This is a genomic window from Roseateles sp. P5_E1 (genome assembly GCF_054049335.1).
In genome coordinates this window covers 1-582 of record NZ_JBFUMN010000344.1, presented here as the reverse complement: position 1 = coordinate 582, position 582 = coordinate 1, and the positions used below count along the sequence as shown (strand labels likewise).

Annotated in this window: 1 protein-coding gene; it reads left to right on the top strand. The window is 69.8% G+C overall.

Annotated features, from left to right (window positions below; genetic code table 11):
* Window positions 1-582 (top strand): DNA polymerase III subunit delta (holA, locus tag ACXJKJ_RS31435; protein WP_457395582.1); only part of this gene is annotated, 582 nt, incomplete at both ends.

Below are 582 nucleotides of genomic sequence, written 5' to 3'. Positions count from 1 at the left end.
ATGCCGATGGCCGCGATTTCGATTGGGACCAGGTCGGTGCCAGTTTCAATGCGCCCAGCCTGTTCAGCGCCCGCCGGCTGATGGAGCTGCGCCTGCCCAGCGGCAAGCCGGGCAAGGACGGCGCCGAGGTGATCAGCCAGTTCTGCGCCAACCCGGCGCCGGACGTGATCCTGATGATCACCTGCAACGAATGGAGCAAGGCCCACCAGGGCAAGTGGGCCGAGGCGGTCAATCGCGTCGGCGTGCTGTCGGTGGCCTGGGCGATCAAGCCGCATGAACTGCCCGACTGGATCGAGCGCCGCCTGCGCGCCAAGGGCCTGCGTGCCGAGCCGGCCGCGGTGCAGCGCCTGGCCGAGCGGGTGGAAGGCAATCTGCTGGCCGCCGCGCAGGAGATCGACAAGCTGGCGCTGCTGGCCGCCGGCCAGACCCTGGACGTGCAGACGATGGAGTCGCTGGTTGCCGATGCGGCCCGTTACGACGTCTTCCGCCTGCTCGAAGCCAGTTTCTCCGGGCAGCCGGCGGCGGTGCTGAGGATGCTGGCCGGGCTGCGCGGGGAGGGTGAAGCGGTGGCCGCCTTGATGC